Genomic DNA, 24,259 nt, shown 5'->3' on the forward strand with positions numbered 1-24,259 from the left:
CGCGTGTTCGAACCATCTGCTAGGGTCCGGCGGGTGTGCCGGGGGCGAGCCGGCCACCATGAACTGTGCGATGCGTACTGCGCGGAGAGCCGGCTGTCATCAGCCGCACCCGCAGGCACACCCGTCGCAGCGCGTTCCTCCGTACCGCCGTCGCTCACGCCCATGGCGAGCCCGACCGGCGTGCGTATCCGTAGCCGCGGACCAGCCGTAGTCGTAGCCGTGTCCCTGTCTCCACCCGCATCCCTGATCCGCCCCGTCATCCAAGGGAGTCCCCCACCATGTCGTCCTTCGTCGAACGCGATGCCGTGGAAGTGGTCGTGGCAGCACAGTGGTTCCGCGTCCTCGGTTCGACGCCCCCGTCACTCGACACCAACTTCTTCGACTCCGGTGGCAATTCGCTGGCCGCTGCACGCCTGACCACGGCACTGTGCAAGGCGTTCCGTACGGACTTCCCGGTGCAGGTCGTGTTCGACGCCCAGACGTTCCGGGGCATCAGCGACTGGATCCGGCGCGGCGTACCGGCGTCGGGCAAGCGGCTCGTGACGCTCAACGAGAAGGGCGCCGGAGCGCCTCTGCTGCTCCTGCCCTCGGGCGGGGGCGGGGTCATCGGTCTGCAGCGCTTCGGCGGGGCGCCGTTCGACCGCCCCGTGTTCGGGCTCCAGGCGCGGGGGCTCGACCCGCGCGACGGCCTGCCCTTCACGGTCCTGGACGAGATGACGGCCGACTTCGTGCGCGTCGTGGAGGAGTCCGCGCTGCCCCGCACCCTGCACCTGGCCGGCTACTGCTCCGGTGGCACCTTCGCCTACGAGCTGGCGCGCGAGCTGCGCGCCCGGGGCTGGAACGTGCTGTCCGTCTCCCTGTTCAACACCTCGCTCTACCGTCGGCCTCTCGTCCTCGAAGAGCTGATCCAGCAGCGCCTGGCGGGCATCGCCGCGGCCACCGGCCTGGAGGTGCCCGCGGGCGAGCTGGACGCCGCCCAGGTCTTCCACGCGCTGAAGGACAGGAGCGAGGACATCCTCGAAGCGGACCTCGCCTCCTTCGAAGCGCGTCTGCGTGTGTACGGATCCCTCTGGACGGCCGTCACCGGCTACCGGCCCCGGCTCCAGGACATCCCGGTGCGTCTGTTCGCCACGCCGGACCGCTACCACCCCGACGACGTGGCGCTGATGGGCGAGGACGACCGCGACTGGTCGGAACTGGGCTTCCGTGACTTCCGCGCGTACGACGTCGAGGTGAGCCACCGCGACATGCTGCGCCACGACCCCACCCTGCACGCCATCGAGCGGTCGCTCGCGGAGCTCGACGCGGCGGCGGACCCGCGGGGCCCCGGCCGCCCCTCCCCCGTGGGCGAGTCCGTACCGTCCGCGGCGACGGCCCTGGCGGACCTGCTCCCCGACCCGGCGGAGGAGGTGGGTCCGGACACGCTCCTGGCCCTGGGCCACGGGGAGGAGCTGACGGACACGGACACCGACACCGTGCCCGTCCACGTACGCGTCACCGAGTGGATGCGGACCCACCCCGAGCGCGTGGCCGTGAGCAGCGGTGGCGCGTCGGTCACCTACGGGCAGCTCGACTCCTGGGCGACCCACGTCGCCACCGGACTGGCCGCGGCCGGCGTCACGCGCGGACACCGTGTCGGCGTCCTGGCCGAGCCCTCCCTGGCGATGGTCGCCGCCGTGCTCGGCACACTGCGCTGCGGCGCCGCCTACGTGCCCGTGGACACCGCCCACCCCGACGCGCGCATCGGCTCCGTCCTGACGGACGGCGGTGTCACCGCCCTGGCCGTGACACCGCTGACGGCGTCCCGCGCCGTCGCGCCCGGTCTGCCGCGGGTGCTGGTGCGGGGCAGCTGGACGGAGGAGGACCAGCTCAACCGGCCCGACGAGCCGCGGGCGACGCCCGCGTCGTACGAGGACGCGGGACCCGAGGACACCGCCTACCTCATCTACACCTCCGGCAGCACGGGCGAGCCGAAGGGCGTCCTGGTCGGTCACCGTGAGCTCGCCGCCTCGACCTCGGCCCGCCGCACGGTGTACCCGGGCGAGCCGGTGTTCCTCCTCGTGTCACCGCTCGCCTTCGACTCCTCCGTCGCGGGGATCTGGGGCACCCTCACGGCCGGCGGCCACCTGGTGGTCGCCACCTCGGAAGAGGTACGCGACCCCGGCCTGCTGGTCCGGCTCGTCGCCCGGCACGGCGTCACCCACCTGCTGTGCGTACCGTCCCTGTATGCCGTCCTGCTCGACGCGGCCGAGCACCTGGGCCTGGACGCTCTGCGCTCCCTCGGCACGGTCACCGTCGCGGGTGAGCCGCTCCCCCAGTCACTGTTGCACCGTCATTTCGAGCTGCTGTCCGGCACGAAGGTGGCGCTGGTCAACGAGTACGGTCCCACCGAGGCGACCGTCTGGGCCAGCTATGCGCGCTTCGACGCTCCGGGGCCCGTGACCATCGGCCGACCGGTCCCGGGCACCCGGCTGTACGTACTCGACGAGGAACGCCGCCCGGTGCGGGTGGGCGTCACCGGCGAGCTGTACATCGGCGGCGCCGGCGTCACCCACGGCTATCACGGCAGGCCGGAGGCGACCCGGCAGGTCTTCCTCACCGACCCGTTCGCCGACGTCGACGGCGCGCGCATGTACCGGACCGGGGACCTCGTCCGCTGGAACCGCGACGGCACACTCGACTTCGTCGGCCGCCGCGACCACCAGGTCAAGATCCGTGGCCACCGGGTCGAACTCGGCGCCGTGGAGGCCCGGTTGGAGGCCCAGCCGGGCATCCGCGAGGCGGTCGTCGTCCCCAACGACACGGGAACGGGCCTGATCGCCTTCGCCCTCGCCTCCACCACACCGCCTGCGACGGCACCCGCCGAACACCTCGCCGACGAACGAACCCTGCGGACGCGGATGGCCGAACTGCTCCCCGCCGTCATGGTCCCCGAAAGCATCCTGGTCCTGCCGCACTTACCCCGCACGGTCAACGGCAAGGTGGACCGTGCGGCCCTGCTGCGGCTCGGACACGGCGCGTGAGGTGATAGCTCAGCCCTGGGGGCGCGGGTCGAGCCAGAGGGACTCGCCCAGGGCGCAGAGGTCGCCGGAGGCCGTGGCGAGGGCGACGCCCATGTGATGCTTGCGGCCCGATTCGGAGAGCAGCCAGGCGTACGAGACGCACGGCTCGCCCGCGACCACCGGGCGCAGGAGTGTCCCCGTGAGGGAGGCGGTGACCGCGCCCGGTCGCTGGGTGCCGAGCAGGCGGCCCGCCCAGTTGCCGGGGCAGTCCAGGACGCCCCAGACCAGCTCCGGCGGGAGGAGGCCGTCCGGGCCGGCGAGGGCGGGCCCCGGGGTCCAGCCGCAGGCCACGACGGAGCGGCCCGGCACCGGGGCGCAATGCTGGCGCAGGCCGCGTCCGGGCGTACGGAGACCGCAGCCGAAGCAGTCGATCACACCGTCGGGCGGGTCCGCCCGGAACGCCTCGGCCGCCGCCGACGCCTCGTCCCAGGACGGCGCTTCGGGCACGTCGAGCAGCAGCCCGCGAGCGGGCGCCGCCGTCACCAGCGGCCGGCCAGTGTGCCCCAACTCGCAGCCGCCGTCCGCCGTTCCGGCGATCCGCACGGGCGTCCCGACCGGCACGGGACCGCGGAAGTCCACCCGTACGGTCCCGGCCTCCACACGCTGGGCGAGCAGGCCCGCGACGTAGCCCCCGAAGGCCACACCGGGATAGCCGACATACAGCTGCGGCACCACGATCGCGTCACGCGTCGAGTCGGTCGTCGAGTCGGTCGTCGTCATGGTCCACACCTCACCACACCGCCTCGTGCACACCGTGCCGGACGAGCGGGTGACAGTGGTCACAGGCCGCGGTCAGCCGGCCTGTTGCGGACCGGTGAGGACGGCGCGGCGGGCGTGGGCGCGGCCGGTCCTCGCGTACCACTGGGTGGCCAGGGTGACGGCGAGGGCGAGCTCGACCAGGTCGCCGCCGTAGTACATCAGTTGGGCGCCGGTGTGCAGGTCCGCCGTGTCGTACGCGGTGCCGGGAGGCGGAGTGGCGTAGAGGGTCTTGGCGAGTACGGCGTGGGCGGCACCGGCGGCGAGCAGCGTGACACCGCGAAAGGCCGGGCCCCACCGGCGGCGGACCGGATCGACCTGGCAGATGGTGAAGGTGAACAGCACTCCGGCGGCCAGTACGTGCGCCTGCACGGCCAGGTGCCACACGGGGTGATGCTGGGTGGTGGCGAACAGTTCGGTGCGGTGGAGCAGCCACAGGCCGCCGATGTCCAGCAGCGCCGCCACCGGCGGGAACGCGAGCCATCCGGCGGGCCGTGAACGCGCCACTGCCGGCAGACGCCGCCGTACGGGGCCGGCCGGCGTGCTGCGCAGAGCGAGCGTGAGGGGGCGGGCGAGGACCAGCAGCAGGGGTGCCGCCATGCCGACGAGCAGGTGCTGGGCCATGTGCGCGGTGAACGGACCGCCCGGCAGCCCGCCCACCACCGCCCACGCCGGCGCGGCGCTCCCGCCGGTGAAAAACACATCCCGCCACCACGGCCACGCGTCCCCCCGGCGGCGCAGGCGAGCCGCGGCCACCAGGTAGGCGCCGGCCACCAGCAGGGCGGCAGCGGCGGCCACCGGCCCGGCCAGGGCGGCGGGCGCGTCGGCCGGGCCGGGGTGGACGTGTGCCGGTGTCACGGTGCCGGCGCGCGGGTACGCCGGGCCGCGCGGACGCCCAGGGCGAGGCCGGCCAGCAGCAGGAGCAGGCCGCACACGTTCCACGCCCAGTCGTAGGGCGTGACGTCCACGCCGTAGCGGATCTGGTGCAGGCGCAGCAGCTCGTGGTCCACGATCCCGTCGAACAGCTGGAAGGCACCCAGGCCGAGGAAGAACCCCGCCCAGGCGTGGGCGGGAGCCAGGGCGCGGCGGCGGCGCAGGTCCGCGTACAGGAAGAAGCCGGCGACCAGGGCCAGCAACTCCCCCGTGTGCAGCAGACCGTCGGACATGAGGCCCACGCCGGTGGTGGAGCGGTCGTAGAAGTGGTGCCAGCCGAGGACCTGGTGGAAGACGATCTCGTCGACGGCCGCCATGACGGCCGCTCCGATGGCCGCGCTCACGACCAAGGACCTGCGAGGCCGGGAAACCCCGTCGTCGGGAGCCGGAGAGGGCGCCGACCGGCTCATGGGTGTTCCGCGTCATCGCCCTGCAGCAGGACCAGATCGCCGGCCTGCTGGGCCACCACGCCCCGGAGGCCGTCGCGGTCAACTCCGCCCAGCCGGCCGGAGAGACTGAGGCTGCGTGGGAGGCGGTGCGGCACGGGGACGCCGAGTACCTGTTCCTCTCCCCCGAGCAGCTGACGAAGGACGAGGTGGTCGAGCGCCTCGCACGGGCCGCGCCCTCGCTGTTCGTCGTCGACGAAGCGCAGTGCGTGGCTTCCTGGGGCCACGACTTCCGTCCCGACTACCTGCGTCTGGCGCAGGCGATCCAGCGGGTGGGCCGGCCCACGGTCCTCGCGCTCACGGCCACTGCTGCTCCCCCGGTGCGCGAGGAGATCGTGCACCGGCTGGACATGGAGGCCCCCGCACTGGTCGTGGCCGGTTTCGACCGCCCGAACATCACCTTGGAGGTACGCCGGTTCCCGGACGACGCCGACAAGCGCCGGGCGGTGGTGGAGCGTGCCGCGGCGGAGCCCAAGCCCGGAATCGTGTACACCGCGACACGCAAGGATGCCGGGAAGTACGCGGCCGAGCTCGCCGGGCTGGGCCTGTCGGCCGCGGCCTACCACGCCGGCCTGGCAGCCGGTGAGCGTTCCCGGGTGCACGATGCCTTCCTGGCCGGCGAGACCGACGTGGTGGTGGCCACCTCCGCCTTCGGCATGGGCATCGACAAGGAGGACGTCCGGTTCGTACTCCACGCCTCGGTTCCCGGTTCCCTCGACGCCTACTACCAGGAGATCGGCCGTGCCGGCCGCGACGGAGACCCGGCGGTCGCGGTCCTCCACTACCGGCCGGAGGACAGCGGCCTCCAGCGTCTCTTCGCCACTCGGACACCCGACGAGGAGACCCTCGGCGAGGTCGCGGAGCAGATCCACGAACGCAACGGTTCCGTCGCCCTGGACGAGGTCGGTGAGCGGACGGACCTGTCACACCGCCGCGTCACGGCCGCGGCCAACCTCCTGGAGCAGGCGGGAGCTGTGCGCACCGACGCCGACGGGGAGGTGCGTCACGTACCTGGCATGACGTCCGAGGAGGCCACCGCGCGGGCGGTGGGGGCGGCGGAGGCACGGAGGAGGCTGGAGCGGTCGAGGCTCGCGATGGTGCTGGCGTACGCCGAGACGACGGCCTGCCGCCGTCGCTTCCTGCTCGGCTACTTCGGTGAGCCGCACGAAGCCCCGTGCGGCAATTGCGATGTGTGCTGCCCACCCACCTCGACCGACGGCACAGTCGCCGAGGGCGTGGGGGACCCGGACGACGCCCGGCCCCGGCACCCCGCGGCCGCCTCGTACCCGGCGGGTACGCGGGTCCGGCACAGCGAGTGGGGCGACGGCACGGTCATGAGCGAGGAGGGCGACCGGATCACCGTTCTGTTCGACTCCATGGGGTACCGGACACTGTCCCTGGCGGCGATCGCCGAGAAGGGTCTGCTCACAGCGCGCACGGAGTCCGCCGACTGACCTCGCGGCCCCGGAAGTGGTTCCTCCCACTCAGGGCCGCTTCGGATGCCGCCTGAGCCCTCACCGCCGTTACGCCTCGCTCGCTCGTACGTCCAGCGCGGCGGGGCACCCCGGCGACGCCGTCGGGCACGCCCGGGTTCGGTGCTGGTCGCAGTGGCCCAGCCCGCACCGCGACGCCGCCCCGCCCGGGACGCGGGCGGGTACGAGCGTGGCGGCGAAGTGCTCCGCGCGCGACAACTGGACACGGAGCTTCCGCTGACCGCCCACTCGCGCATACCGCGCGGACCCCACACAGGAGGCCCCCGGCCGGCAGCCCGGGCGCGGCGGCGCGCCGGCCAGGAGCCGGATCGGCCCGACCAGCCCGCCGCCCGTTCCCTCCACGGCGCTCCGCGCCAGGCGCAGGTCCCGGTCGTCGGCGTGCTCAGCCCGCGAACCGGGCCATCCACTCCTCGACGTCGTCCGCCGACCGCAGCAGGCCCGCCGACAGATTCTCGTGACCGTCGTCGGTGACGACCAGGTCGTCCTCGATCCGGACGCCGATGCCGCGCCACTCCTCCGGCACGGTGAGGTCGTCCGGCTGGAAGTACAGGCCGGGCTCGACGGTGAGGACCATGCCCGGCTCCAGCACGCCGTCGACGTACCCCCCGTTCCGGGCCTGCGCACAGTCGTGGACGTCCAGGCCGAGCATGTGGCCGGTGCCCGCCATCGTGAAGCGGCGCTGGAGGCCGAGCTCGTACGCGCGCTCGGCCGGGCCCTCGATGAAGCCCCACTCGACCAGCCGGGCCGCCAGGCGGCGCTGGGACGCCTCGTGGAAGTCGCGGTACGCGGCTCCCGGCTTGACGGCTGCCATGCCGGCTTCCTGGGCCTCGTACACCGCGTCGTAGACCTTGCGTTGCACGGGCGTGAAGGTGCCGCTGATCGGCAGCGTGCGTGTGACGTCGGCGGTGTAGAGGGTGCGCGTCTGCTACAAGCGGCGGGTCCGCCTCACCACGTAGGGCGCGGTCTGAGGCCCGGCGGTCCATCACCGACTCGTTGACCCGGCCTGCCACGAGCGCCGCCTCAACGTGTCGCCGTGGGTCATGGGCGCGCTCGCCCGGGTCCACCTGGTTCGGGTCGACGCCGCGATGGACCGGCACCGGCTGTCGGCCGACTGTGACGGGACGCAAACAGGCGCCGGGTGCGCTCAACACATCCGCCGACGGCCCCGAAGGCCAACCGTCAACCGTTGTACGCCGACCCGAGCTTCCTTCGGCCGACACCTATCGGTGTTGACAATCATTTTCATTACCGCGATGCTGTGCGGGCCCCCACCCACCGCCCCGTCCTGCGGCTGCGGTGGGGGACCACGTCATCTCATCGAGGGAGCAGCATGTCGACATTCCGTAACCGCAGAGAGTTCCTGGCTCTGGCCGGTGCTGCCGGTACGGCCGGGGCCCTGGCCCTCACCGGTTGCGGAGCCGGCACCGGCAGCGGCAGCGCGGCTGACGGGAAGGGCGAGCCCAGGCGCGGCGGTCAGTTCCGGGCCCTGTTCACCGGCGGAGGCGAGCAGGAGACGATCGACCCGCACGCGGAGGCGCTGGCCATCGACATGGCGCGCACCAAGGCCATGTTCGACCGGCTCGTGGACCTGGACGCCACCATGGCGCCGGTGCCGCGGCTCGCCGAGAAGTGGGAGTCCAACCCCGAGGCGACCGTATGGCGGTTCACGCTGCGCGAGGCGCTCTTCCACGACGGGAAGAAGCTCACGCCCGAGGACGTGCTGTTCAGCTTCGGCCGCATCCTCGACCCCAAGGCGACCAACCACTTCGCGCAGGGCCTGCTGTCGGTCATCGACCTGAAGAAGAGCCGCGGTGTCGGCAAGAACACCGTGGAGATCGTGCTGAACAGGCCCAGCGCCGAACTGCCCGCGCTGCTCGGCACGCTGGGCACCGCCATCGTCAGCGCGCGCTACCTCGACCCGGCGAAGCCCGTGGGCACCGGAGCGTTCCGGCTGAAGACGTTCCAGGCGGGGCGATCCTTCGTCGCCGAGCGGTTCGACGACCACTGGGACGGCGGGGCGTACGTCGACGAGCTGCGCATCCTCTCCGCCGACGCCGACGCCCGCGGCAACGCCCTGCGCGGCGGCGAGGCGGAGTACGGCTACGAGATGACGCCCACCTTCGCCCGTACCGCGCAGGCCGACAAGTCGGTCCGGATCATCGCCGCGAAGGGCAGCACCGCCCACGCGATCGTCATGAAGTGCGACCAGGAGCCCTTCGACAATCCCGATGTCACCCTGGCCTTCAAGCTGCTCGCCGACCGGGAGAAGCTGGTCGAGGTCGTCCTGGCGGGCCGGGGCGTGGTCGGCAACGACATGTTCGGCAAGGGCTACCAGTACTACCCGGTGGACATCCCGCAGCGAACGCGCGATGTCGCCGAGGCCCGCGCGCTGTTGAAGAAGGCGGGCGTGCTGAACAAGCCCCTGTCCATCTACACGTCGTCCGTGGCCAACGGCTTCGTCGAGGCGGCGACCCTGTTCGCCGAGCAGGCCGCCGACGCCGGGCTGCGGGTGAAGGTCACCACCGGCTCCTCGGAGACGTACTTCAAGGACCAGCTGACCAAGGGCGTGATGGGCAGCCACCGTTCGGGCGCCATGACGATCCCCACGTACATCAACGACCGTCTCCTCACGAAGTCGGCCTTCAACGCGTCCGGTTGGCGCCGCAAGGACTTCGACGCGGCGTTCGCCAAGGCGCAGTCCACGACCGACGAGGCCGAGCGGACCCGGTTGTACGGGGACCTCCAGCGCACCGTCCACGAAGAGGGCGGCCTGCTGATGTGGGGCCACCCCGACTGGCTGAACGCGGTGTCGTCCCGGGTGCGCGGCGTCGAGGAGGCCCCGCCGAACACGCTGGACTCGGCCCGTTTCGACAAGGTGTGGCTGGCCTGAGCATGCGTGGGTACGCCCTGCAACGGCTCGCCGTCGGAGCCGTACAACTGGTCCTGCTCGCGGTGCTGGTGTTCCTGCTGACCTCGCTGCTGCCCGGCGACGCGGCCGACGTCCGCAACAACGAGGACGCCACGCCCGAGCAGGTGGCGGCGCTGCGCGAGCAGCTCCAGCTGGACCGGCCGGCCCTGGAACGCTTCACGGACTGGGCGCAGGGCGTGCTCACCGGTGACCTCGGCACGTCGCTGGTCAGCGGCGGCCCGGTGCTGGACATCCTGACCGAGTCGGCCGGCATCACGCTGGTGCTGGCCGCGGTGACCTTCGCGGTCGTCGTGCCGCTCGCGGTGCTGCTCGGCATCGCCTCCGGCTTGCGGGAAGGCGGCCGCCTCGACCGGGCGGTCACGTCCGTGACCCTCGCGCTGAACGCCGTACCCGACTTCGTGCTCGCGCTGCTGCTGGTGGCCGGTCTGTCGCTGCGGCTGGGCTGGCTGCCGGCGACCTGGGTCGGTGTGGGCGCGGCCGACCTGGTCGTCGAGCCGGCGCTGCTGGTGCTGCCGGTCACGGTGGTGGCGGCCCGTCTGATCTGCCTGCTCTCCCGGCAGGTACGGGCGGGCATGGTGACGGTCCTCAAGGCCGATTACGTCGTCCAGGCACGGCGCCTGGGCGTGCCGCGCCGGACGCTGCTGGTGCGGCACGTGCTGCCCAACGCGGCGGTCCCCGGCATCCAGGAACTGGCCCGGGTGGGCGACAACCTGGTCGGTGGCGTGCTGATCGTGGAGGCGGTCTTCGCGATTCCCGGGGTGGCCACCGCGCTCGTCGGAGCCGTGGAGGCCCGGGACGTACCCACGGTGCAGGGGCTGGCCCTGGTGGTGGCCGTGGCGGCGCTGCTGTTCAGTCTCGCGGCCGACCTGGTCTGCCATCGACTCGTACCACGGACGGAGGTCCTTCGGTGAAGGCAATGACCATGCCGGTGGCGTCCGTCGGTGGACTGCTGCTGGTGGTGCCGGCCGCCATCGCTCTCATCGGGCCGTTGCTCGCCCAGCCGGCGGCTCCCGGTGCGTTCATGCCGTACGCGGGCAGTGGCGGCGAACACCCGCTCGGCACCGACGGGCTGGGCCGGGACGTGCTGGCCCTGCTGCTGCACGGCGGACGGAGCGCGCTCGGCATGGCGCTCGGCGCGGTCGCGGTCGCCTATCTGGTGGGCGGGCTCGTGGGGCTGCTGGCCGCCTCCGCCCGCCACCGGTGGGCCGACGAGCTGCTGATCCGCCCCCTGGACGTGCTGCTCCCCGTGCCCACGCTGCTGGTGATCAGCGTGGTGGCGGTCGGCTGGCGCGGCTCCCCCGTCGCCATCGCCCTCGCGGTGGCGGCCGTCAACGTGCCGCCCGTGGCCCGGCTGGTACGGGCGGCCGCCCTGGACGCGGCCAGCAGCCCCGTCGCCGAGGCACTGCGGGTGCAGGGCGAGTCCCGCGCCCGCATCCAGCTGGACTACGTGGCCCGCTCCGTGCTGTCCCCGGTCGCCGCCGACATCGGCACCCGGATCACCCTCGCCGTCTTCCTGGTCGGTTCGGCCAACTTCCTCGGACTGGGGCTGGACCCGACCGCGCCCGACTGGGCGGTGAGCATCGCCCGCAGCCGCGAGGCACTGCTGCTCCAGCCGTGGGCCGTGCTGGCGCCCGCCTTGATGCTCGTCATGTTCACCGTGGGGCTCAACCTGCTCGCCGACCGCCTGCTGGCCCGCTCCCGCCGTACGCAGGAGGCTGTTCGATGACCGCGGAGACACCCTTCGTCACCGCGCGCGGGCTCACCGCGCGGGCCGGGAAGACCGTGCTCCTCGACGCGGTGGACTTCGACCTCCACGAGGGACGGGTCACCGCGCTCGTCGGTCCTTCGGGCAGCGGCAAGACCACGGCAGCCCTGGCGCTGCTGGGCGAGGCGGGCCCCGGCGTACATCTCATGGGCCGGGTGACGGCCGGCTCCGTGAGGGTCGTGGACGAGGACGGGATCACGGACGAGGCGACCGGGCTGCGCGGGCGGGTGGTCGCGTACATGCCCCAGCACCCGGGCAGCGCCCTCAACCCGGCGCGCCGCACCGGCGCCGTCCTGGCCGAACTGGCCCGGCTGCACCACTCGGCGGGTCCCGCGCCGGTCACCGAGGCGCTCCAGGCCGCCCAACTGCCCACCGGACGGGACACGGAACGGCGCTTCCCGCACCAGTTCTCCGGCGGGCAGCGCCAGCGCGTGGCGCTCGCCCAGACCCTGGTGTGCCGGCCCCGGGTGCTGGTCCTGGACGAGCCGAGCACCGGGCTGGACACGGTGACCCGCATGCGGCTCGCCGGCGAGCTGGCCGAGCTCGCCCGCGGCGGCCTGGCGATCCTGCTGCTCAGCCACGACCACGACCTCGTCCGGGCGCTCGCCGACCACGTGGTCGTCCTGCACCGGGGCCGCGTGACGGCGTCGGGCGGCGCGGCCGACGCGCTGCCCGCCCGGCGCCCCGTGACCGCCGCACGGCACACGCCCCGCGACGCCGACAGGCCTGCCGTGCTCGACGTACGGAACCTCTCCGCCCACCTTCACAGCCGGGGCGGGGGCCCGGTCCTGCACGGCGTCGGCCTCCGGCTGCCCGCCGGGGCCTGCGTCGGCGTGGCCGGCCTGTCCGGCAGCGGCAAGACCACCCTGGCCCGCTGCGTCGCCGGGCTCCACGAGCGCCACCGCGGCGAGGTACTCCTGGACGGCCGACCGCTTCCGGTCCTGCGCCGCCGCACCACGGAGCAGAAGCGGCGGGTGCAGTACGTCTGGCAGGAGGTACGCAGCTCCTTCGACGAGCGGCGCCCGGTCGTTGAGCAGGTCGCCCGTACCGCCGTACGGCTGCGGGGCCGGGACACCGGTGAGGCGCGGCGCGAGGCCGTGGAGCTGCTGGGCCGGCTCGGGCTGGCCGCCGACACCGTAGAGCGGCGTCCCGGTGGCCTGTCCGGCGGCGAACTGCAACGGGCGGCGCTCGCCCGCGCCGTACTGGCCGCGCCCGACGTCCTGATCTGCGACGAGATCACCACCGCCCTCGACGCCGCCGCGACCCGAGCGGTTCTCGGCGAACTCGCCCGGCTCCGGGAGGAGCACGGCACCGCGCTGCTCTGGGTCAGTCACGACCTGGAACTCCTCGCCGCCGTCGCCCACCACATCGTCGTCATCGACGGCGGACACGTCGTCGAATCCGGCACACCCGACCAGGTGTTGCACGCCCCCCGGGCCACCCTGACCCGGCAGTTGGTCAGCGCCATGGACCTCGGTACGGCCCCGGCGGCCACCGACCTGACCGCCCCGTCCGTGTCCGGCGCCTGAGCCCCACGACGTTCACCCACCACATCCCCGATCACGGAGGACACATGACCGACCGGACCGCAGCAGGCGCCACGGCCGCACGGGCCGACGCCCGGGCACTGCTCGACGCGCTGCCCGACACCCTGCCCCGGGACGAGATCCTCGCCATCAACAGCTCGAAGTCCGACATCCACACCCACCGCACCTACTCGTACAACGGCTGGACGTTCGAGCTGCCTCCGGGCGTCTTCAAGCCCGGCGACACCAGCCGCATCATCCACGACCGGCTGCTGGACGGCACCATCCCGCTCAAGGGCCGGTCGTACGCGGCCATCGGCGCCGGACTCGGCGTCGAGGCCGTGATCGCCGGTGTCATGGGCGCCCGTGAGGTCTACGCGGCCGACGTCCACCCGGACAGCGTCGCCGCGGCCGCCGCCCACTACGAGCGCATCGTCGGCGACCGCCCCGAGACCGTCTTCCGCCCGCTGGTGTCCAACCTCTTCGAGGAGTTCCCCTCCTCCGCACGCCTCGACGTCATCACCTTCAACCCGCCCGCCGTCAGCACCAGGACCAGCGACGACCCGACGGTCGTCCGCAACGTCTGCGTGGGCATCGACATCGTGACGCGCTTCTTCGACCAGATCACGGACCGCGACCTGCTCGCCCCCGACGGCGAGATCCACCTGATCGTGTCGAACACCTCGGAGCTCAAGAACATCGTCGCGTACGCCATCGAGGCCGGCTTCCGGCCGGAGATCACGCACCGCCAGACCTGGGAGGGCGACAACTGCCAGGCGTACCTCTTCAAGCTGCGTCGCGACCACACCGCCTGACCGGGAAGAGAGAGACATGCACGAGCACATAGCCGAAGCGGTCAAGGAACCCGATGTGGTCACCGTGCCGCCCGGGGCGATCTGTCTGCGCTTCGAAACGATGAAGCTGTACTCGGCGCTCGGCGCCGTACGCCACCTCCTGGAGACCGGCCAGGTCGAGCCGGGTGACACGCTCATCGACAGCTCCAGCGGCATCTACGCCCACGCGCTGGCCCTCGCCTGCCACCGGTACGGCCTGAAGTGCCACATCGTCGGCTCGACGACGGTGGACCGTACGCTCCGCGTCCAGCTGGAGATCCTCGGCGCCACCCTGGAGCAGGTCCGCCCCTCCAAGAACCTGCGCCTGGACCAGAACCTCCGGGTCGAGCGCATCGGCGAACTGCTCCAGGAGCACCCCGACTACCACTGGATGCGGCAGTACCACGACTCCATCCACTACCTCGGCTACCGCGACGTCGCCGACCTGGTCGCCAAGGAAGTGCCCGAGGGGCCGCTGGCCCTGGTCGGCGGAGTCGGCACCGGGGCGTCCACCGGGGCCATCTCGACGTATCTGCGCGAGGCGGGGCGTGACGTCGCGCTCATCGGAGTCCAGCCCTTCGGCAGCGTCACCTTCGGCGCCGAGCACGTCTCCGACCCCGACATGATCATCGCGGGGATCGGCAGCTCCATCCCCTTCCAGAACGTCCGCCAGGACCTGTACGACCGCATCCACTGGGTCAACTTCGACTACGCCATGTCCGGCGCCGTCGAACTCCTGCGGGCCAGCGGCATCTTCGCCGGCCTCTCCGCCGGCGCGGCCTACCTGGCCACCCTCTGGGAGCGGGAACGCGACGACTCCAGGACGTACGTCTTCCTCGCCGCCGACACCGGGCACCGGTACGTGGACAGCGCCTACGCCAACCACCCGCAGGCCATCGGCCTCGGCGCGATGCGTCCCCACGAGGTCACGGCCCAGGAGGAGCTGCGGCACCCGTGGTCGGCGATGGACTGGCCGCCCCGCGACAGCGCACTCCTGCGCGGCGAAGCGCTTCTGGTGCCCGGCGCCGCCTGACGTCCTTCCGGGCGGCGCCCGGACCCCCGTACTCCATCCCTCTTCCGAAAGGAGCCGTGCCATGTCCCTCAGCGAGCAGCGGACACGTGGCTTCGTCCTGCTGCCCCGGCTCTTCGGCCCCGCCGAGACCGCGGCCCTGGGCGAAGCCGCGGAGTCCGTGCTCGAACGGGTCACCGGCCGCGCCCTGAAGGGGGACACACAGGTCACCGTGTGGCCGGACGGGCACCGGCTGGAGACGGTGGACGGGGCGACCGTCCACTGGGAGCCGGACGCCCGTCCGCCCGCTGTCCGCAGCCTGTCCCCGGTCACGCAGCTGGACCCCGCGCTCGACGCGCTGTGGACCGACGAGCGGCTCACCGCACCCATGCGCCGCCTGCTGGACACCGACCACCTGGGGCCGTTCACCTCGAAGCTCAACTTCAAGCGGGCGGGCGTCGGTTCGGAGTTCCGCTGGCATCAGGACTACCCGTACTGGTACTGCTGCGCGGGCCCCGACGCCCGGGACATCGCCACCGCGATGGTCTTCCTCGACGAGGTGACCGCCGACAACGGCGCTCTGGAGATCGTCCCGGGCAGTCATCTGGCCGGACCAGCACCGCGCGATCGTGCCGAACCCACCGGGCTGCTCGTCGACGCCTCGCGGACCGATACCGGCAGCGCGGTGACCGTCGAGGCCCCGGTCGGCTCGGTCCTGATGTTTCCCGGCCTCATCGTGCACCGCTCCGGCCCCAACACCACCACGCGCGACCGCCGTTCCCTGCTCCTGTGCTTCCAGCCCGCCGGGCGTCCGACGCTCGACCGGCTGCCGTACCGGCGTGAGCGGCTCGCCGACCTGCCCTGACCACCCCCCGTACGCAGACAGAGAAGAAAGAACCCGACATGCCTTCCTCACAGCCGCACTCCGTGCCCGACCTCCAGCAGGCGGTTCTCGACGGCGCCTACGGGCCGCCTCCCCAGGAGCTGGCCGTCACCAGCGCGTTCTGGCTCCACCACACCACCCGACTGGCCGGAAGCCAGGTCACCTACCGCAACCACTACCTGCTGCTGCGGTCCGGTGACGCGTTCGGCGCCTCGTCCTTCGAGACCGGCGAGCTCACCCCCGACTTCTGCGCCGACGCCTCGGGACACACCCTCGACCACCTGATCCGGCACGACTCGGCCCCCGTACGCATCGCCGCCCTCGACGCCTACCTCGCCCGCGTCCAGCCGCACCGCAGCGCCCCCACCGCGGAGACCGTCATACTGCCGACCGGCACGCCCGAGACCCGGGCAGAGGCCAGGGACGCGGCCGTCGCCGGACTGCTCGACATCCCCGCCGGTGCCAAGGTCGCCCTGATAGGCGTCGTCAACCCGCTGGTCGCGGCGATACGCGACCAGGGGGGTGTCCCCCTTCCCTGCGACTTCAACCTGCGCACCACCAACTGGGGCGACCCGGTCACCGATGACATGGCCCAGGTACTGGCCGACGCCGACGCGGTGGTAGCCACGGGCATGACTCTCAGCAACGGCAGCTTCGACGTCATCCTGGACCACTGCCGCAAGCACGCGATGCCGCTCGTCGTGTACGCCCAGACCGGCAGCGCGGTGGCGCGCGCCTTCCTGGGCGCGGGCCTCACCGCGCTCTCCGCCGAGCCCTTCCCCTTCTCCCAGTTCAGCGCCGACGAGACCGCGCTGTACCGGTACCGGGCGGCGAACGCATGAGCAGCGAGACCAAGAACTCGGCAGCCCCCGTCGGAGCCGGCGCGACAAGCGACGCGGCTGCCGACGCCGTACCGAGCGACTGGCGGATGACGCGCGTTCTGTGGCCGTTCATGCTCGCCTCCGCCGTGGGGCTGGTGCCCTTCACCATCTACAGCACCTTCCTCGTCCCCATCGCCGACGCGTCGGACGGCGGCGTCGCGGCCCTGGGCCAGCTGCGCGGCCTCGGCGGCCTCGCCGCCCTGGCCGTGGGAACCGCTCTGGCTCCGCTGATCGACCGCGTACGCAAGGAGTGGGCAGCGGCCGGTGGGCTGGCCGTGCTGGCCCTCTCGGCGGCCCTCGGCGCCACCGGCGAGTTCCTGCTGCTGGCCGCTTTCTGCCTGCTCGTCGGCGCCGGTACGGCCGTGCTCAACCCGGCGCTCACGGCCGCGGCGGCCGACCGCTTCGACAACGACGCCGCCGCGGGCCGGGCGGCGACCCTCATCACCGCGACCCAGTCGCTCACGGCGCTCCTGGCCGCGCCCCTGGTGGCGCTGCCGGCCGTACTGTGGGGCTGGCAGGGGGACTTGTGGGCGATCGCCGCCGTCTCCTCCGTACTCGCCCTGTACTTCCTCCTCCGAGGCCGCCGTCCTCGGCGTACCGGGAAGCCCGAAGGGCCCGCGGAGCCGCAGCCTGGCTACCTCGCCTCGTTCAAGCTACTGGGCGCCCTCCCCGGTGTGGTCCCGCTGCTGTGCGTCGCCATGCTGCGGACGGCGGCGTTCATGGGCTACCTCGCGTACCTCGCGGCCTTCTACGACGAGCGCTTCGGCCTCGACCCGGGCGTCTTCGCCGTCGTCTGGACCCTGAGCGGCACCTCGTTCTTCCTGGGCAACCTCCTCGCCGGCCGCCTCCTGAGCGCCGAGCGCCCGAAGTTCCCCAGCGAACGGCTCATGGCACTCGCCCTGCTGGTGGCACTGGCGGCACTGGTGGGCGTCTTCTTCACCCACTCCCTGCTCCTGGCCCTTCCCCTGACCGCACTCATCGGTGCCGGTCACGCGACCGTGGCCGCCTGCGTCACCACACTGCTGGTACGACGCTGCGGCTCGCTTCGGGGTACGGCGCTGAGCATCAACGCCGCCGGGATGAGCTTCGGCGTCTTCCTCGGCGCCGGCCTCGGCGGCGTGGGTCTGGCGCTGGGCGGATATCCGGGCACGGCCGCGGCCCTCGGAGCGCTGACGCTCGCAGCACTCGTCTGCGCCCGCCTGGTCAGCCGCTCGTCGGTGAGCGGGAAGGACTGAACGCCTCGCGGTGACGTGACGCCCTGGCCTACGCGGACCCCTACGGGCCTTTCGCCTCCCGTGGGGGTCTGCGGGCTCTCCGCGGCGCGGAGCCCGTGCCGGCGGGGCGAAGGCGCCGATCGACCCTGATCACAGCAGTAGGGAGTCCGTTGTGGCGGCAACAGCCCCCACAGGCAGGCGCATGACACGCCAGCGTGCGGCCGTCCTGGAGGCGTTCGCCGAACGCTCCGACTTCGTTTCGGCCCAGGAACTGCATGCGATACTGAGCTCGGCCGGCATCCGCGTGGGGCTCTCCACCGTCTACCGGGCCCTGCAGGACCTGGAGCGCGCCGGCGGCGCCGACGTCGTACGCGACGACATGGGGGAACGCCTCTACCGTCACCGGCCGGTGGCAGAGCACCGCCACTACCTCGTCTGCCGCCGCTGCCGCCGCGGTCAGCCGCTCGACTCCGACGTCGTCGAGCACTGGGTCGCCCACGTGGCCCGGAGCACCGGCTACTCCGACGTGGAACACACCCTCGAGCTCGTCGGAATCTGCGGCCTCTGCCGTACCAACGGCGGATAAGGAGGCGCCCTCTTGTACGCGCCTCCTTATCCGGCCGTGCGCCCACACCCCTGAGCCCGACGGCCACCCGCACATACGGGTCCTCGGCACGCTGACGCACGCCCGTGAGGCCGGGGCGGCGTCCATGGGTCCCGGGCCCACCAGCCCGTCGTGGAATACCTGGCCGGCCGCGCTCCCGCCGGCACCACCTGGCTCCACCTGCGTATTCAGGGAGGCGAGGAGCAGCTCGTCTCCTGCCTCCCGCCCGTCAGGCACGGTCGCCGTTGAGGACGCAGTCGCCGCAGAACCCGTTGCCCGGGACGCGGTAGTAGAGACAACAGCTGCGGCGGCGGTAGGTGAGGGGTTCGGCGGTGAACACCCCCGCACCGGCCAGCGGTTCCCGGCTCAGCAGGGCTGCGGCGAGCCGCAACGCCGAGTGCGGTGCGTGCGGGACACGAAGGGTCAGCACCCGGACGGCCCCGATGAGCGCGGAGGCGGCGTTGCCGCGCATGACGTGGGCGGACAGACCGAAGTGCCGTGCAAGGGCGGTGCCCAGGGGCAGGAGGTTCTGTACGAGTACCGTGGCGTGGACGGCGTCATGCAGCTCGCCGTCGGCGACCGCGCCCGGCTCGGGCATCCAGAGGTCGATCGGCCCGGACTCGGCCGCGCGCCACCACAACCGCTCAGGGGCGAGGTCGGGAGCCCGCCCGCTCAACGCGGCGCCTGCCAGGGCGATCGACCACAGGCGGGCCGCCGTCCCGATGTGGAGGGTCGATGCGGCCACCCGCTTCTGGTCCGTACCGAGCCGCTCACCCACGTCCGCAACGTACGCCGCCAGCAGCTCGGGGTTCTCGTAGAGGCCGGTCAGGGGCCGGAACCGCGCGGAGTCGGGCCTCGGCCCGCAGGAGACCGCGAAGTAGGGGCCGATGGCGGAGACCCGCCTGAGGGTGTCGGTGGTCGTCACGTGCGTACCGCCCCGCTGAGGGCCTGGACGATGTCCGGTGTACGTCGGTGTCGGGGCTGCGCGGCATGAATCCACGGCTCGGACAGGCTGTCATGGGCACCTGGGCACACGGGTGCCACCATCCTCTCTCGGGGAACTCCGCCCCGGTACGTCGAGGTGCGACGGCGTGAGTCTCCTGACTCGGGATCGACGCTCTCCCGGCCTTCCCGCCCTCAACGGGGCCGTGGCCATAGCGGGTTCGCTCCCCCAGCACAGTGGCGGTACCGTGCCGGAATCTCACCGGCTTCCTCGTTCCGCCGTCGCTTGTCGAACGCAGCATCCCATCACGTCGAGCGCCGGCACCAGGCTCACCCGTGTGCGACCGGCCACACACCGGTAGCACACCGGAGGGCCCCGCCGGTCACCCCGGCTCGATCAGTGATCGCCTCACCCTGGTGAGATTTGCCGCGCCCGGGTACACACTCGCCCCCGACCACGCCATTGCAGGTCAGCGCACCCTTCCTCGCGGTTTCAGCGCCACCGGGGGCAGTTCGGGAGCAGGCAGCCGGCCCCCTGCGTAGCCTTCCACTTCGCCGAAGCGGGTGGTGGTCATCCAGTCGGCGCGGGCTTGGGCGATCTCCTCGTGGGTCCGGCCCACGAAGTTCCACCACATACTGCAACCTCAGCGCATCAATGCAGGTCAGGCATGTCGTGGACCGTCGGCGGTCAGCAAACCGTCAGCATCGGTCCTCGAGGAGTCTCCGGCACATGGTGAGCAAGACCCTGGCCCGCGGTATGGGCACGTTCTTCAAGGACTGCGAGCATCCGCGGTCCAGGTGGTCGAAGTGCCCGCACCTGTACAAGGTCCGGTACCGGGACGGGGCCGGGAAGCAGGTGGAGGAGTCGGGGTTCGTCACCCAGGACGAGGCGATCCAGCGGTTGACGGATGTCTACAACGCGAAGAAGGCGGCTCCGCATGGTCGGGCGAAGGCCGAGCGGGTGGCGAAGTACGGGGCGATGCGCTTCGGGGAGTACGCGGCCGAGTGGAAGGCCGGCCAGCGCGACCTCGCTCCGGCGTCCGTGCGGCACCTGGACTCTCTGCTGGAGCATCACCTGCTCCCGGCTCTCGAAAGCCGCCGGATGAGCACCTTCGACCACAAGGTCGTGGACGGGTTCATCCGCACAATGGAGCGCAACGGCGCCGGTCTGGCCACGCAGTCGAACGCCTTCGACAAGCTGAAGGCGATCCTCCTGGACGCCCACCGGCTGGGCATCTACGACGACAACCCCCTGGAGGGCGTCAAGCCACCCCAGTACGACCCGACACGCGCGGTCATCCCCTCCGTCGCCCAGCTACGGCAGATACGCACGGCCGGCGACGACACGTTCCTGTTGTTCGCCGACCTGATGAGCGGCTGCGGCATGCGCAACGGAGAAGCCGCCGCCGTCAACCTCAACAACATCGTCGCCGACGACGTCTACCGCATCACCGAACAGGTCAACCAGACCACCGGCCAGTACGGGAGGTTGAAGCACCGCAAGGTCGGCGACTACAAGACGTCCCACTGCTCCCACGAGTGAAAGAGACCATCGAGTGGTACGCAGACAAGCACGGCACCACGGACGGCTACCTCCTACGACATCCCAAGGACTCCACCAGAGCCTTCCCCTACTACTACTTGGGAAATCAGTGGCAGAAGATCATCAAGAAGGCCGACCCAGCCGACATCCCTCAAGGAATGGTGCTCTACAGCTTCCGCCACTTCTTCGCGTCGAACTGCCTCACCCACGGCATCCCGATCACTGACGTCGCCGAGTGGATGGGCCACAGGAGTCTCGACATTCACCTTCAGGATTTACCGGCACCTCATGCCAGGCTCCATCGGAAAAGCCGCCAAGATGCTGGACCTCGGTCTCGTCGCTTGATCACCAGCGACCCGGACACGACGACCGAGCCGCGCCAGACTTCGCTGGTGGCTCATACTTGACGCGGCACTCTTTCGACCTCCCTAGCAAGTGCTTACCGTCGATTGCATGGCCAATGGGGTGTTCCATACGAAGTACGGCATTGAGATCAACTTGACCTACGAGGATCTCGGTCACCCCAACCGGCTGGGGTTGCTGGAAGAGATCATTCAGCCCGTCGGGCAGCGTGACCGCACTTTGCTGCAGTGCCTCACCGACCAGCGGGGCGGCCAGTGTCAGTGCGCCTTGGCGGACAAGACCCCGTGGATGTTCATACGTCGGCAGCGGCGTGGCGGCCAAGTTGTCCTGGTCGCAGCGCACCTGCCGATGACGCACGGTCGTGCCCCGCATCGTGGTGTAGGGGATCAAGGGTTACGCGTTCCGGTTTGAATCCCTGACGATCGCCGCGGAAGCGGCGGCCCACGATGCGCCCTGCTGAGGCGAGTCAGACCGTTCGCGCGGTGGAACCCCGCCTCCGGCCTGCGAATCCCAGTGCCTTGATCCCTCACACCACCCGGCGGGACGCCATCGCGCTTTTCGTAGCCGAGCGCATTCGCGGATTCATAGACTGCGACGATGCTGACCGAAGTGCTTTCCGACCACCCCGGCCGTCAACTCCGGCAGACCGAGGGGGCGATCGAACGCCACCATCACGACGTTGCCGAGCACTCAGCGGCTGTCGCGGACCTTCGAGCACGGCACGCCGCGTCACGGCGGTGGTGGCAGCTCGGCAAGCGGCTGACGCAGTACTTTGAGGTGCGCGAGCTGGAGGCCAAAGCACCAGTCATCGATCCGGCACTCCTCCACCGCCGGGCGCAGCAGGAAGCAGGAGTGCTCGCCGAGGACACGGTGACCCACGCGCTCCAAGAACTGTCGGACGAATGGCTCTTGTTCCGCGGGTACACCAACCGCAGAGGCGAGATCGACCACCTCCTCGTCGGACCGGGCGGTGTCTGGGCGATTGAGGTCAAAGGACGCAACGTATGCGTGCACATACAGGGCGACTACTGGAGTTATGAAAAGTATGACCGGTACGGAAATCTCGTCGGCCAGGGAGCGTTGACGGACCGCCGAGGCCGCAGCTGGGGCCGTCAGGTCAGCGAGCCCGCCTCCGCCCTGCAGACCTTCCTCGCCACGCGCGGCGTGTACACCACGGTCCACACAGCTGTCGCGGTCATCAACGACCGGGCGAGCTTGGGCGTCTGCGACAACTGCCCCATCGATGTGGTGAGCATCGGCACGCACTACCTGCTGGACTCCATCCAGGCCCAGTGGCCGGTCTTCGACGCCGGCACCTGCCACAAGATCGCTGCGCTGATACGCCGCGACCACAAATTCCACGCGCAGCGCCGTGGATCACGACGCCGATGAAACACGCCGTGAATTGGTCGATGTCGGCGCGGGTTCCGGGGGGCCACCGAGTTCTTCCCGCGCCTTGCCGCCTCCCCTCCGCCACCGCCGCCCCCGCGCCTGTCCGCCTGTGCCGCCCAACGGGCGGCGGCCCGCATGGTGTTCAAGCTCGTACAGCCGGCACCGGCTGAAGGCACACTGCGGCATCCGTTTCCGCCCACTCCACGTCCCCCACACGGCCGAGTCCTGACCGCCGCTGCGGTCATGTCCCTTCGCGGGGTGTAAGCGATCAGTCGTCTGACGTGGCCGGCAGGACGACCGGAGTGTCGGGATAGAGGGCGTCCATGCCTCTCATTGGAGAGGTAGCGGCGGGGGAAGACGATCCATTCGTCGTGGCGTTCGGCGAGGACCGCGGTCGCGAGTCGCAGGACGGCTTCCGGGTTCGGGAAGACCTGAACCACGTCGGTGCGGCGTTTGATCTCCCGGTTCAGCCGCTCGAGCGGGTTCGTCGACTGGATCTTCTTCCAGTGCTGGTGCGGGAAGTCCGCGAACGCGGTCAGATCCTCCTTCGCGTCCAGCAGCATCCCTCTGACCTTGGGGAACTGGCGGCCGAGCATGTCGGCGACTATGTCGAGCTGGTCGCGGACCGCTTCGGCGGTGGGCTGGGCGAACACGGTGCGGATCGTGGCGGCGACCATCTCCGCCGAGCCTTTCGGAATGACGGCGAAGACGTTGCGGACGAAGTGGACCCGACAGCGCTGCCAGGCGGCGCCGAGCATGACCTTGCGGATGGCTTTGACCAGGCCGCTGTGGCTGTCGGAGATGACCAGGCGGACACCGCTCAGGCCGCGTTCTCGCAGGTGACGCAGGAACAGGGCCCAGAAGGCTTCGCTCTCGTGGTCGCCGACCATGACGCCGACGACTTCGCGCCGCCGTCCTGGGTGACGCCGGTGGCGATGACGATCGCCTGGGAGACGATCCGGTGGTCGACACGTGCTTTCACGTAGGTGGCGTCGAGGAACAGGTAGGGGAAGCGGATGTGGTCCAGCGGCCGGGACCGGAACGCTTCCAGTTGTTCGTCCAGGTCGGCGCAGATCCGTGAGACCTCGCTCTTCGATATACCGGTGTCCGAGCCGAGGGCCTTGACCAGGTCGTCGACGGAGCGGGTGGAGACGCCGCTGACGTAGGCTTCCATGATTACCGCGTAGAGGGCCTGGTCGATGCGTCGTCGCCGCTCGAGCAGGCTGGGGAAGAAGCTCCCGGCCCGCAGTTTCGGGATCGCGAGTTCCAGGTCGCCGGCCTGGGTGGTCACGGTCTTCTCGCGGTGGCCGTTGCGCCAGGTCGTGCGGGTCTCAGAGTGCTCGCCCCACTCGGCGCCGATCTTCGCGGTGGCCTCGGCCTCGATCAGTTCCTGCAACAGCCGTTCGGCCACCTCGCGGACAAGTTCAAGACCATCTGCCGAACGTAGTGACTCAAGCAGGCGAAGTAGGTCATGCTGGGACAAGGCCACCGTGCATCCTCCTCGGTCGAACTGCCCGTTCACCAAGAACAGTTGCACGGTGGCCTGCCAGTTGAGCAGGGAGTATTGACCGGCAAGCGGTGCACTCCAGGGAGCGGCACCCGCGCACACAACCGCGGAGATCACCTACACCACACAGCGGGACGCCATCGCCACCGATCGGGTGATTACGACTGAGCGCTTCAGT

20 protein-coding genes, 3 pseudogenes and 1 riboswitch are annotated in these 24,259 nt (G+C 71.2%); of the genes and pseudogenes, 16 read left to right on the forward strand and 7 right to left on the reverse strand.

What is annotated here, in order from left to right:
• The first annotated feature begins 278 nt into the window (after positions 1–278).
• Positions 279–3,023: an amino acid adenylation domain-containing protein gene (locus BKD26_RS25090; protein ID WP_084902294.1), complete on the forward strand. Its 2,745-nt coding sequence runs from the start codon at positions 279–281 to the stop codon at positions 3,021–3,023.
• Between the two features lie 9 nt (positions 3,024–3,032).
• On the opposite strand, the gene BKD26_RS25095 is transcribed toward BKD26_RS25090, so the two are convergent.
• From BKD26_RS25095 to BKD26_RS25105, 3 genes are all read right to left on the reverse strand, one after another.
• Entirely contained in the window at positions 3,033–3,782 is a 750-nt protein-coding gene (locus tag BKD26_RS25095) for a hotdog fold domain-containing protein (protein ID WP_084902297.1), read from the reverse strand.
• A gap of 72 nt (positions 3,783–3,854) precedes the next feature.
• A complete protein-coding gene (locus tag BKD26_RS25100) occupies positions 3,855–4,676 on the reverse strand; it encodes a cytochrome c oxidase assembly protein (RefSeq protein ID WP_084902299.1) in 822 nt (273 codons plus the stop codon).
• Positions 4,673–5,161, reverse strand: coding sequence for a DUF2243 domain-containing protein (locus tag BKD26_RS25105; protein ID WP_084902302.1), 489 nt, complete (start codon positions 5,159–5,161; stop codon positions 4,673–4,675). The genes BKD26_RS25100 and BKD26_RS25105 overlap by 4 nt, the downstream gene beginning before the upstream one ends.
• Positions 5,162–5,163: 2 nt before the next feature.
• On the opposite strand from BKD26_RS25105, the gene BKD26_RS25110 reads away from it, so the two are divergent.
• On the forward strand, positions 5,164–6,651 hold the full coding sequence (locus BKD26_RS25110; protein WP_084902305.1) for a RecQ family ATP-dependent DNA helicase: 1,488 nt from the start codon (positions 5,164–5,166) through the stop codon (positions 6,649–6,651).
• Positions 6,652–7,072: 421 nt separating this feature from the next.
• Here the strand turns inward: BKD26_RS25110 and BKD26_RS25115 are convergent.
• A pseudogene (locus BKD26_RS25115) lies at positions 7,073–7,615 on the reverse strand (M24 family metallopeptidase); the annotation flags it as partial.
• A 405-nt stretch (positions 7,616–8,020) separates the two neighbouring features.
• On the opposite strand from BKD26_RS25115, the gene BKD26_RS25120 reads away from it, so the two are divergent.
• From BKD26_RS25120 to BKD26_RS25165, 10 genes are all read left to right on the forward strand, one after another.
• A complete protein-coding gene (locus BKD26_RS25120) occupies positions 8,021–9,580 on the forward strand; it encodes an ABC transporter substrate-binding protein (RefSeq protein WP_084902308.1) in 1,560 nt (519 codons plus the stop codon).
• Positions 9,581–9,582: 2 nt separating this feature from the next.
• Positions 9,583–10,530 (forward strand): ABC transporter permease, encoded by a 948-nt coding sequence (locus BKD26_RS25125; RefSeq protein WP_084902311.1) that lies wholly within the window; start codon positions 9,583–9,585, stop codon positions 10,528–10,530.
• 5 nt (positions 10,531–10,535) lie between these two features.
• Positions 10,536–11,345 carry an ABC transporter permease gene (locus tag BKD26_RS25130; RefSeq protein ID WP_084902313.1) on the forward strand — a complete coding sequence of 270 codons (810 nt, stop codon included), beginning with the start codon at positions 10,536–10,538 and terminating at the stop codon, positions 11,343–11,345.
• Positions 11,342–12,913, forward strand: a complete 1,572-nt coding sequence (locus tag BKD26_RS25135; protein ID WP_084902316.1) for an ATP-binding cassette domain-containing protein — start codon at positions 11,342–11,344, stop codon at positions 12,911–12,913. Before BKD26_RS25130 ends, BKD26_RS25135 begins: the two co-directional genes overlap by 4 nt.
• 44 nt (positions 12,914–12,957) lie before the next feature.
• Positions 12,958–13,725, forward strand: a complete 768-nt coding sequence (locus BKD26_RS25140) for a methyltransferase (RefSeq protein WP_084902318.1) — start codon at positions 12,958–12,960, stop codon at positions 13,723–13,725.
• Between the two features lie 16 nt (positions 13,726–13,741).
• Complete coding sequence (locus tag BKD26_RS25145) at positions 13,742–14,776, forward strand: pyridoxal-phosphate dependent enzyme (RefSeq protein WP_084902321.1); 1,035 nt, start codon at positions 13,742–13,744, stop codon at positions 14,774–14,776.
• A 61-nt stretch (positions 14,777–14,837) separates the two neighbouring features.
• A complete protein-coding gene (locus BKD26_RS25150; protein WP_084902323.1) occupies positions 14,838–15,617 on the forward strand; it encodes a phytanoyl-CoA dioxygenase family protein in 780 nt (259 codons plus the stop codon).
• 38 nt (positions 15,618–15,655) lie between these two features.
• Complete coding sequence (locus BKD26_RS25155; protein WP_084902326.1) at positions 15,656–16,477, forward strand: DUF364 domain-containing protein; 822 nt, start codon at positions 15,656–15,658, stop codon at positions 16,475–16,477.
• Positions 16,474–17,751, forward strand: a complete 1,278-nt coding sequence (locus BKD26_RS25160; protein WP_206603714.1) for an MFS transporter — start codon at positions 16,474–16,476, stop codon at positions 17,749–17,751. The genes BKD26_RS25155 and BKD26_RS25160 overlap by 4 nt, the downstream gene beginning before the upstream one ends.
• A 181-nt stretch (positions 17,752–17,932) precedes the next feature.
• The gene (locus tag BKD26_RS25165) at positions 17,933–18,316 is read left to right on the forward strand and encodes a transcriptional repressor (RefSeq protein ID WP_084902329.1); all 384 of its coding nucleotides are present in this window, start codon (positions 17,933–17,935) and stop codon (positions 18,314–18,316) included.
• 247 nt (positions 18,317–18,563) lie between these two features.
• On the opposite strand, the gene BKD26_RS25170 is transcribed toward BKD26_RS25165, so the two are convergent.
• Both BKD26_RS25170 and BKD26_RS25175 read right to left on the reverse strand, forming a co-directional pair.
• A complete protein-coding gene (locus BKD26_RS25170; RefSeq protein WP_084902331.1) occupies positions 18,564–19,259 on the reverse strand; it encodes a (2Fe-2S)-binding protein in 696 nt (231 codons plus the stop codon).
• Between the two features lie 147 nt (positions 19,260–19,406).
• A riboswitch (cobalamin riboswitch) is annotated at positions 19,407–19,590 on the reverse strand.
• A 156-nt stretch (positions 19,591–19,746) separates the two neighbouring features.
• A pseudogene (locus BKD26_RS25175) lies at positions 19,747–19,911 on the reverse strand (pirin family protein); the annotation flags it as partial.
• Positions 19,912–20,006: 95 nt separating this feature from the next.
• Here BKD26_RS25175 and BKD26_RS25180 point away from each other — a divergent pair.
• From BKD26_RS25180 to BKD26_RS25190, 4 genes are all read left to right on the forward strand, one after another.
• Positions 20,007–20,819 (forward strand): hypothetical protein, encoded by an 813-nt coding sequence (locus tag BKD26_RS25180; RefSeq protein WP_241518818.1) that lies wholly within the window; start codon positions 20,007–20,009, stop codon positions 20,817–20,819.
• Positions 20,816–21,226: a hypothetical protein gene (locus BKD26_RS41540; RefSeq protein WP_241518819.1), complete on the forward strand. Its 411-nt coding sequence runs from the start codon at positions 20,816–20,818 to the stop codon at positions 21,224–21,226. Before BKD26_RS25180 ends, BKD26_RS41540 begins: the two co-directional genes overlap by 4 nt.
• Before the next feature lie 46 nt (positions 21,227–21,272).
• Positions 21,273–21,593 (forward strand): hypothetical protein, encoded by a 321-nt coding sequence (locus BKD26_RS25185; protein ID WP_143662709.1) that lies wholly within the window; start codon positions 21,273–21,275, stop codon positions 21,591–21,593.
• 186 nt (positions 21,594–21,779) lie between these two features.
• Positions 21,780–22,574, forward strand: coding sequence for a nuclease-related domain-containing protein (locus BKD26_RS25190; protein ID WP_084902337.1), 795 nt, complete (start codon positions 21,780–21,782; stop codon positions 22,572–22,574).
• Positions 22,575–22,842: 268 nt separating this feature from the next.
• Here the strand turns inward: BKD26_RS25190 and BKD26_RS25195 are convergent.
• Positions 22,843–24,063 (reverse strand): annotated as a pseudogene (locus tag BKD26_RS25195) (IS256 family transposase).
• Positions 24,064–24,259 lie beyond the last annotated feature (196 nt).

Source organism: Streptomyces sp. CB03238, from assembly GCF_002099185.1.
Classification (GTDB): domain Bacteria; phylum Actinomycetota; class Actinomycetes; order Streptomycetales; family Streptomycetaceae; genus Streptomyces.